Raw genomic sequence first — 8,852 nt, 5'->3', positions numbered from 1 at the left:
TCTGCATGATTTTTAACACGCGCATATCGCTTAATTGATAAAAAATCTGTTTACCCTCCCGTCGTGTCGATACGATCTGATTGTTTCTTAAAACTGTTAGTTGTTGTGACAAGGTGGGTTGGTAGATATTAGTGCGTATTTCAATTTGCTGCACATTGAGTTCACCTTCCACCAAAACACATAGAATTTTAAGACGATCTGGGTTTGATAAAACTTTTAGACAATCACTAACAAGATCAACTTGTGAGAAGTCTATTCGCGTTTTTAACTGAGTAGTGTTCATGAATGCGTCCTAATAATGAGATAAAAAAATTAAGATCTTCTACTTGAATAATTAGAATTATTATATAATATATAAAAATATATTGTAAGTGGGTATATTTACTATGCATGATTTTCTGATCGCATTTTTAGGCGGATTGCTTCTTGGCGTAGCCGTGGTCGGCTATCTTTATGTGCATGGTCGTATCGCTGGAATCAGTGGTTTAATCGAACAGGTGCTGAACCCTGCAACGATGTTTAAAACACCTGCAATTTGGTTTCTGTTGGGCTTAATCACGGTGCCATTTATCTATGGACTGTTTGTTCAGCCAGAAATTGAATTGAATGCGAGTCCGCTGATGATGGTGGTTGCGGGTCTCTTGGTTGGCTTTGGTACACGCTTAGGTTCAGGTTGTACCAGCGGTCACGGCATTTGCGGGATGAGTCGTTTGTCTAAACGTTCCATCGTGGCCACCATGAGTTTCATGTTTGCTGGTTTTGTCACTGTTTATATGATTCGCCATATCACAGGAGCTTTCTAAATGAAAAATTTTCTCGCTTTTATTTTTGGCGGTTTGTTTTCTGTGGGGCTGATGGTATCAGGTATGTCGAATCCAGAAAAAGTGCTGGATTTCCTAGATCTGTTTGGTGACTGGGATGCCAGTCTAGCCTTTGTCATGATGGGTGCAATTGCCGTAGCATTTATTCCCTTTCAAAAAGCCATACGTTCTGCAGCACCGAAAACCGTTTTTAACGAACCTATTTTATTGCCAACCAGTCAAAAACTTGACCCACGCTTAATCATTGGCAGCCTGCTGTTTGGTATCGGTTGGGGAGTTGCTGGTGTATGTCCTGCACCAAGTTTTACTTTGATTGGTCTTGGACATTATCAGGTCCTGTATTTTATTGTCGCAATGCTTGTAGGCGTGTTGATTCACCGTAAGTGGGCAGGAGCTTAATGATGTCAAATTTCCCTGTTGTAAAAGATTTTTTTCATGAAGATACCAATACTTTTAGTTATGTGGTGAGTGATCCTACAACTCAGGCATGCGCAATTATTGACAGTGTGTTGGATTATGATGCTGCATCTGCAACCACTTCGACCACACATGCCGATCAGATTATTGCCTATGTCAAAGCACAGGGTTTAACAGTCGAGTGGATTCTGGAAACCCATGTCCATGCAGATCACTTGACCGCAGCGCAGTATCTCAAAGTTGAATTGGGCGGCAAGATTGCCATGAGTCAAAAAATTGCTGTGGTACAGGAGACCTTTGCTGCGATCTATCATTTGGATATTAAGCAATGGAATGCCCAGCAGTTATTTGATTACCTATTTGAAGATGATGAGAAATTTCAGATTGGTTCAATCGAAGCATATAACATTCCCACCCCCGGACATACACCGGCCTGCTTAAGTTATGTCATCGGTGATGCTGTCTTTGTCGGGGATACTTTGTTTATGCCGGATTATGGTACGGCACGTTGTGACTTTCCGCGGGGAAGTGCAGCAATACTTTTTGATTCGGTACAGCGCCTGTTTGAACTGCCAGAGAGTACCCGAGTATTTCTATGCCATGACTATTTACCACAAACCCGTGATCGCTATGTATGTGAGACGGATCTTCAGACGCAAAAAAACCGAAATATTCATATTCATCATGGTACGACCAAAGCTGAATTTGTAGAAATGCGTAATAAGCGCGATGCGGGTTTGAGTATGCCAAAACTAATTTTACCTTCGATACAGATCAACATGAAAGCCGGACAGTTCCCTGAGCCAGAAGAGAATGGAGTTTCTTATTTGAAACTTCCACTTAACTATTTCAGATAAATAAGTTTCAACATTAAACAACAAGGTTTGTCTTTTGTTGAATTGCTTGATTTAAAGAGGGGTGTGGGCTATGTGGATGTTGATACTGGAAGGCTTGGCCATTGGTGGCTTGCTAGGGTTAACAGGTGCTGGTGGAGGTATTCTCGCTGTGCCGGCACTCATGGCGAGTCAAGGGTGGACTGTAGCACAGGCTGCCCCTGTGGGCCTACTTGCAGTCACTCTATCCGCCTTGGTTGGAACATTTGAAGGTTTATTCAAACGTATAGTGCGTTATCGTGCTGCGCTTTGGATTGCTCTCATCAGCATTCCATCAGCACGTTATGGTGTGCATCTAGCAGGGATTATATCTCCAGTATGGCTAACCCTAGCATTCAGTCTAGTGATGCTGCTCGTCGCTTACCGGATATTCTTTAATAAAGTCCATGATCATGAAAATGCACTGTGCAAGGTTAATCAAACTACAGGTCGCCTGATCTGGAATATGAAAACTGCTTTATCTCTCGGTATTATTGGTATGGTGGCAGGTTTGTTAACTGGCTTGCTTGGAGTGGGTGGTGGTTTTGTGATTGTTCCAGCACTACGTAAAGTGACAGACCTCGATATGCGCAGTATCGTTGCGACCTCCTTGATGATTATTTTTCTAATTGGTGGGGTTAGTATTTCTGCCCACGTGTTGGACGGCTTTCAATATCCTGTTTCCATCACGCTCACTTTCGTTATGGCGTGTATTGTGGGGATGTTAATTGGGCGCAGTTTAATACATCGGATAGATGCTAATCGAGTGCAAAAGATTTTTGCAACGACTGTGATCGGAGTTGCTATGTATTTAATTTATTCAGTACTTATGGGATAAATGATTAATTATTCAATATTTCTAAAATTAACATAATACGCGTTATGCGAAATGCAAAAAATTTTCTTTGAAAAACAATTGTTTATGTTGATGTGAAAAGCCCAATCCTCACCGATTGGGCTTTTTTGATGATTGTTCACGTTCCACGCTTAATAAATGAACAATGTTCCACGATTTTATTCAGTTTTAATAAACATCATCCTGTTTTTTGAGGAGTCATTATTTCATGTACTTGCACTTAAATTGGCTCATCAAAAAACAGGAGTCCTGATTAACCATAAGGAAGGAAAAAACGGCTCAGGAAGCCCCTCTTTTTAGGTTCTGGCTCAACATGTTCAGGGGTACGTTTGTTCTCTGGAGTAGTCAATCCGTCATGTTTAAGTGGAACAACTATCACCTCTTCCTTCATTTCTATAATAGGGGCTGATTGTGAGGTTTCGGGTTCGCTAGGCTCTTGGATCTTTGGTTTTGGTGCTTCCAATAAGCGTTGCATTGTCTCAATCTGATTTTGATAAAAGGACTCACGCTCTTTGGCATCGTCTAGCTGATTTTTCAGCATGTCTATCTGTTGTCTAAGCAGTAAAAATTCTGTCGAACTTGGACTGTCCACTTTTACAGACTCTTTTACATCTTGTTTTTTTGCGGGCTCACCAAAAACACGTATAGCTTCTGCAAAATCGATTTTATTATCAGAATTTTTACTTAATATTCCTTTGTTTATGTGATTGTAAATCGTCTGTCTATTAATATTGTAAAGCTTGGATAGTTCAAGAACTGTAAGGCTTTTCATGTTGTAAACCTATGCCTAAACCTGTCAAAAGTTATTGTCTATTAGACTGTCTAATAGACAAATGATCAAGTTTAAAATTTAGGCAGATTAAAAACCAACTTTTTGAAGATAAGGGAATAATTCTTGGAATTTTTCGGAATCCTGGAGCATTTCTGCAATGCGTATAGCAAATTGTTGGTAGCTCTCAGTGCCTTCAGAATATCGCCCCATTTCAGGTAATTCAGAAAGTTTATTGGCAAAGAGATGGCGTTGTTTATCACTTATTTTGGAGAAGAGAGTTAAGGTATCTGGTTCTTTAATTACTTTTTCAGAGCTGACTTTTTTCTGCTTAAAGCTGAAAGAAAAACCTGAAATTGAACGTCCTTTCTTATGTTGCTCATATTTAGCTGTTATATCAGTTAGCTCATTTACTTGCTTAATGGCAAAATCTAAAACATACGTTTTAAAGTTACTCATAGTTTTGTATTGATGAGGTTCAACACCAAGTTGTTGCCTAAAGATGGATAGATCAAAAATTGGCGTTTTACCGGCAGATCTCCATTGAATTAATAACTCGTATAACCGAATAGCGTAAGAGCTAGTTAACCTTGAAACCTGCTGCAGTTCATATTTTGTGAAATTTTCTTCCAGTCGAGTTATGAGTGGAACAATGTCTTGTGTAAATCGTAAGAAAACGATTCCAGATTGAGGTTCATATCCAATTTTGTCGACCCAGCGACAGTGAAAGCTACGGTCCTTACCAGTCTTAGGATTAATATCATGGTATGTGACATAGCGATCAAATAAGCTTTTAGATGCATCCCGAAGTACGGTATAGGCAGTATGTTTTTCGACATTAAAGGTATTTATATAGCTACTTGCATGTACTTCTAGAAGGCTATTTTCAGTTACCCCATGTCCTGTTTCTCGAGCCTCAGCAATAGCTAATAGAATCAATCTTTGTTCAACTGTATCTAAGGTATAGCTAGCCTGAATTAAAGCATTATCCTTTACGATTAATTCACTCATTTCTAATAATAAATTTATAATTAAACTAGGTCGTACAATAGACTATTTTAATTGACTTGTAAATCAACTAAATCTAAGGTCGATAAACCTAGTTTTAAGATCGATAAACCTAGTTTTATGGGTCGATAAACCTAGTTTTATTAAGTCTAGAACCATTGTAAATAAAGGATTACAGCTTACTTAAAAGCATTTAAAAGATTTAAAAATAATTAAAAGCCCAAACAAGTAAAAATTGCCCTTGGTTTTCGCTATGCTCAAACTCTATTGAATCTCGCTTTCGCTCGATTCGTCGGGGCAATTTTTTGGTGAATATTTCCGTGACTTTGAGAAAAACAAGATCAAAAGCAGCTCGGAATTCGCTTCGCTCATGAACTTTTTTACTCGCTACGCTCGGTTTGGGAAGTCAACTTGGAAAGTTCGCACCCATACGGGATGCTCTGCTATGCAGGTGATTAATGGATAGGAAGCTTGTAATCAGGGAAACAAACAAAAAACTCAAATTCACTTAAAGCAAATCTAACAACTCTAGAGCGCGTTTTAAGAAAATTAGTGGAAAGGGTATCAGACCATCAAAAAAATTGATTCTAGAGCAAATGGTGAGGAAATATAAACACTAATAAATATACTCGACAATATTCAGAATGAAAGGAATTAAATAAAACCAATTCCATACTAGATTTTTGATAATTCTCTACAATGGAAATAGTAATTCTAATCAAAAACACGATTTAACGATTTAACAGATACTTTTTTATTACTTTTATCTTTGTATCCCTTTAAATTATAAGGTTCCAGAGAATTTAGAAAAATTTTAATTTGGCGTAACATTTTCTGTAGCTTTAAATTACTTTTATCTCTCCTTTGTACTCTGAAACTAGGTCGCCAAAATTTATGCGTTGTGATGCTATTCCGAAAGGTTTGGAATTTTTCCGTGGTTATTTGATTTTAAATCGTGAAATGGATCGTCGTAACCTCATTGAAACCATTCGAATTTTAGAGTGGTGCTCTCAAAACATGGCGACTCCCATAATGTTGCATTATGTTCTTGAGATTGAGGACGAAGATCTATTTGATACAAATAGATTTGTTCAACGGTTTAAGGAAAAGCTTTATTCATTTTTTCGTGAACGGAATCGGATACGTAATAAGGAGGGTAAGCGCAAACGTAAATTACCTGATTTACAGCTCATCTATAGCGTAGAAATGAAAAATAGACTGCTCTTCAAAAGCAGTGATGTCTTTGTTCCCTATTTGCATTTACATCTCATGGTTGTAATTGATACAGATCATAACCGCTATCATTTTGATGAAATCAATATTCAGATTACTAGGGCTTTATCTAGAATAAATGGCTTGGAATCATTATGGTTTAACCCGACTACCTTCATGTTTCTAAAAGAAGCAAGATCAATGCGTTATGGCTTCTTAAAAATGAGAAATAGTAAAACCTCAATTAAGGCTACTAGTAATTTTAATGAGTTGAAATGGCATGACCTGAAAACAGAATTGGATGATGCGATTTGTAGAGCTTCTTATCTATGTAAGCTGGATCAAAAAATTGATTTGCCCGAAAAATTTAATAGAGGAAACTCCTTCGGCCATACAAGACCACCACGATCTAAAAGGTTAGATCCAGTGAATGAAACGAAACAAAACGAAACGCAAAACGAAACAGAATGCATTTCATAATAATTTGATTAAATTAGGTATTTCCATGAAACGAAATAAACTTTTGACCCATTGCGCGCGCGTATATAAAAAATAGGAACAAAATTAAGAAGTAGTTCTTCCCTATAAAAAGCTAAAAATATTTAAGCTGGAAAGAATCATAAGGGGGTACGCAAAAATGCGGAGAGGGGGATGCTATATCAAATAAAGCCCACAGCCCTGTAGAAGAAACTTCTTGAGATTCCTAGTATTAAAAAAGGGAGCAAAACGAAACAAAACGAAACGCAAAACGAAACGGACACTTAATTATAAGGCATTGATTTAAATTTTTATTTTTATGAAACGAAACGGGCGTTACACCCATTACGCGCGCACGTATTCAACTTATGAAACAAGTTTGAAGAATAGACACTTTATGAGTAATGATGTAAATAAACACGGTAAGAAATATAGGGGGTATACGCAAAAATGCGGAGGGGGTATGGGAAAAAACGCAAGGAGGGGAACAAGTAAATTGAAGAAATACAATTAAATATGCTTTTTAGCTTAGGAAAATATATAAGGCTTTCTACATAAAGACATAATAATGCGCATTCTCTAAATAAGCCTAGATACTAGGACGTCTAGGCCAGGCTGTATTTGATGATAAATGGGCATACCCTCGGAAATCACACAACAAACAAGAACACCTCAAGACCCACACTTAGGTCTCACATGAAAAGAGGTGTTCTTATGAAACAACAATTCAAACGTATGAGTTGGTTTTTTTGAATTAGGTAATTAAAAATGTGCTTAATTGGCTGAATTATTAATTTTAATGTTAGATAAACAGCAGATTGATGATGCTTCGCGACAACAATAAACGCACTTGTCGGGTAAAGAGGTAGCCATTTAAGCATAACTCTTATAAAGTTAAATATAGAAATACATAGGAAGTAAATGGCAAATGCGTGGTGTAAATAAAGTTATTTTAGTGAGTACTTTGGGTAAAGATCCGGAAACCAAAACATTCGCAAGTAATATCTTTTGGGCTAATTTCTGAAATTGAAAGCTCTACCCATCTTCTCAACTTTGGACGGTGGAGGAAGATGGGTAGGTATTATCAACAATGCATTGGTATATGCTATGAAGAGAATCCAAATTGACTAATTAAAGTTAATCAATATTCATTAAACATCATCATGGACATGATATCAATGCCCCAACTCAAGAGGGCAATGTATGAATGTAGTTATATTCTACGCTCTGGAGTTGATTGGCTTAATTGCTAATCTTCTTCAGATTGCAGATTTTATTCTAAGATAAAGAAAGGACCCACCTGCTAGCTCAGGTGGGTCCTTTCTTTATATATTTTCAACTATTGTCGTTCAGGAAACCTATTAAGATAGGCATCATATATTGCAGTCACTGCGGCTCTCTCCTGAGTACCGGGCATATGCTTCAAGATGCAATCATCAAAGGTTTCGGGTGGGGTGAACAAGCCGTAAAAGTTATAAGACTGGTTAATCCTACAATAATTTTTTTCATAAACTCCCTCCCAATTAAGTTTTGTACTATCAATTGACTATACCTGAATGATAAAAAGCCAAACAGCATTCAATATCTATCATTAGACTTACTTTGATAATCAAAGGATAGTATTATCGTTGAACTAATAAAATTAAGTATAAATGATAGATATGAATACACGTATTTACCTTAGAGCATCGACCAAAGATCAAGACGCACAAAGAGCCTTGCAGATTCTGCAGGATCTAAACCAAGATTTGAATTTAGGTGAAATCATTGTGTACGTGGAAAACTATAGTGGTACGAAACTAGATCGGCCTGAATTGAACAAATTACTGTCAGAAGCAAACCAAGGTGATACCTTCCTGGTTGAAAGTGTGGACCGTCTATCACGCCTAACCCAACGGGATTTTCAAGAACTCAAGCGCAGGATCCAAGAAAAGGGACTTCGCTTAATAGTGGCAGATCTTCCAACTACCTACCAAATGATTCAAACCAGTGACAGCATTACTACTTCAATCCTGGACCTCATCAATAATATGCTGATTGATCTCCTGGCAACTATGGCTCGGCTGGATAATGAGAAACGTATAGAACGTATTAAGCAAGGCCTAGAGCGTTCGGGTTACAAGGCAACAGGTAAGAAAGCCAATGAAGCTAAGCATAAACGGATAAAAGAACTGCTAGCGGCTGGCAATATGACTAAGGATGAGATTGCCAAAGCAGTGGGTTGTGGGGTGGCAACTGTCTACCGAGTTGCTAAAAGTACTTGAAATTATTTGAAAAAGTGTTTTGATGCACTGATGCACTGATGCACTGATGCACTGATGCACTGATGCACTGATGCACTGATGCACTGATGCACTGATGCACTGATGCACTGATGCACTGATGCACTGATGCACTGATGCACTGATGCACTGATGCAC

9 protein-coding genes and 1 pseudogene are annotated in these 8,852 nt (G+C 37.9%); 7 read left to right on the top strand and 3 right to left on the bottom strand.

Features of this window, described 5'->3' with window-relative positions; all coding sequences use genetic code 11:
• The coding region (locus AC13CK_RS00680) for a metalloregulator ArsR/SmtB family transcription factor (protein WP_482830882.1) at positions 1–283 on the bottom strand (283 nt) is incomplete at its 3' end.
• 103 nt (positions 284–386) lie between these two features.
• Here AC13CK_RS00680 and AC13CK_RS00675 point away from each other — a divergent pair.
• From AC13CK_RS00675 to AC13CK_RS00660, 4 genes are all read left to right on the top strand, one after another.
• Entirely contained in the window at positions 387–803 is a 417-nt protein-coding gene (locus AC13CK_RS00675) for a YeeE/YedE family protein (RefSeq protein ID WP_154773790.1), read from the top strand.
• Positions 804–1,220, top strand: a complete 417-nt coding sequence (locus tag AC13CK_RS00670; RefSeq protein WP_155861417.1) for a DUF6691 family protein — start codon at positions 804–806, stop codon at positions 1,218–1,220.
• Positions 1,221–1,222: 2 nt separating this feature from the next.
• Positions 1,223–2,095, top strand: a complete 873-nt coding sequence (locus AC13CK_RS00665) for an MBL fold metallo-hydrolase (protein ID WP_086044975.1) — start codon at positions 1,223–1,225, stop codon at positions 2,093–2,095.
• Positions 2,096–2,165: 70 nt separating this feature from the next.
• Positions 2,166–2,948, top strand: a complete 783-nt coding sequence (locus tag AC13CK_RS00660) for a sulfite exporter TauE/SafE family protein (protein ID WP_482830881.1) — start codon at positions 2,166–2,168, stop codon at positions 2,946–2,948.
• Between the two features lie 271 nt (positions 2,949–3,219).
• Here AC13CK_RS00660 and AC13CK_RS00655 read toward each other — a convergent pair whose 3' ends face one another.
• Together AC13CK_RS00655 and repM are read right to left on the bottom strand one after the other, a co-directional pair.
• Positions 3,220–3,738 carry a plasmid replication DNA-binding protein gene (locus tag AC13CK_RS00655; protein WP_482830880.1) on the bottom strand — a complete coding sequence of 173 codons (519 nt, stop codon included), beginning with the start codon at positions 3,736–3,738 and terminating at the stop codon, positions 3,220–3,222.
• Between the two features lie 87 nt (positions 3,739–3,825).
• Complete coding sequence (gene repM / locus AC13CK_RS00650; RefSeq protein ID WP_482830879.1) at positions 3,826–4,746, bottom strand: replication initiation protein RepM; 921 nt, start codon at positions 4,744–4,746, stop codon at positions 3,826–3,828.
• An 891-nt stretch (positions 4,747–5,637) separates the two neighbouring features.
• On the opposite strand from repM, the gene AC13CK_RS00645 reads away from it, so the two are divergent.
• From AC13CK_RS00645 to AC13CK_RS00635, 3 genes and pseudogenes are all read left to right on the top strand, one after another.
• A complete protein-coding gene (locus AC13CK_RS00645; protein WP_114542199.1) occupies positions 5,638–6,435 on the top strand; it encodes a hypothetical protein in 798 nt (265 codons plus the stop codon).
• Positions 6,436–7,360: 925 nt separating this feature from the next.
• Positions 7,361–7,426: pseudogene (locus tag AC13CK_RS00640) on the top strand (single-stranded DNA-binding protein); the annotation flags it as partial.
• A gap of 658 nt (positions 7,427–8,084) precedes the next feature.
• Positions 8,085–8,696 carry a recombinase family protein gene (locus AC13CK_RS00635; RefSeq protein ID WP_482830878.1) on the top strand — a complete coding sequence of 204 codons (612 nt, stop codon included), beginning with the start codon at positions 8,085–8,087 and terminating at the stop codon, positions 8,694–8,696.
• The last annotated feature ends 156 nt before the right edge of the window (positions 8,697–8,852 follow it).

Source organism: Acinetobacter sp. L-24 (assembly GCF_056857555.1).
Note: the sequence above shows the minus strand (reverse complement) of the source record. Positions and strands in the feature narration are given on the sequence as shown.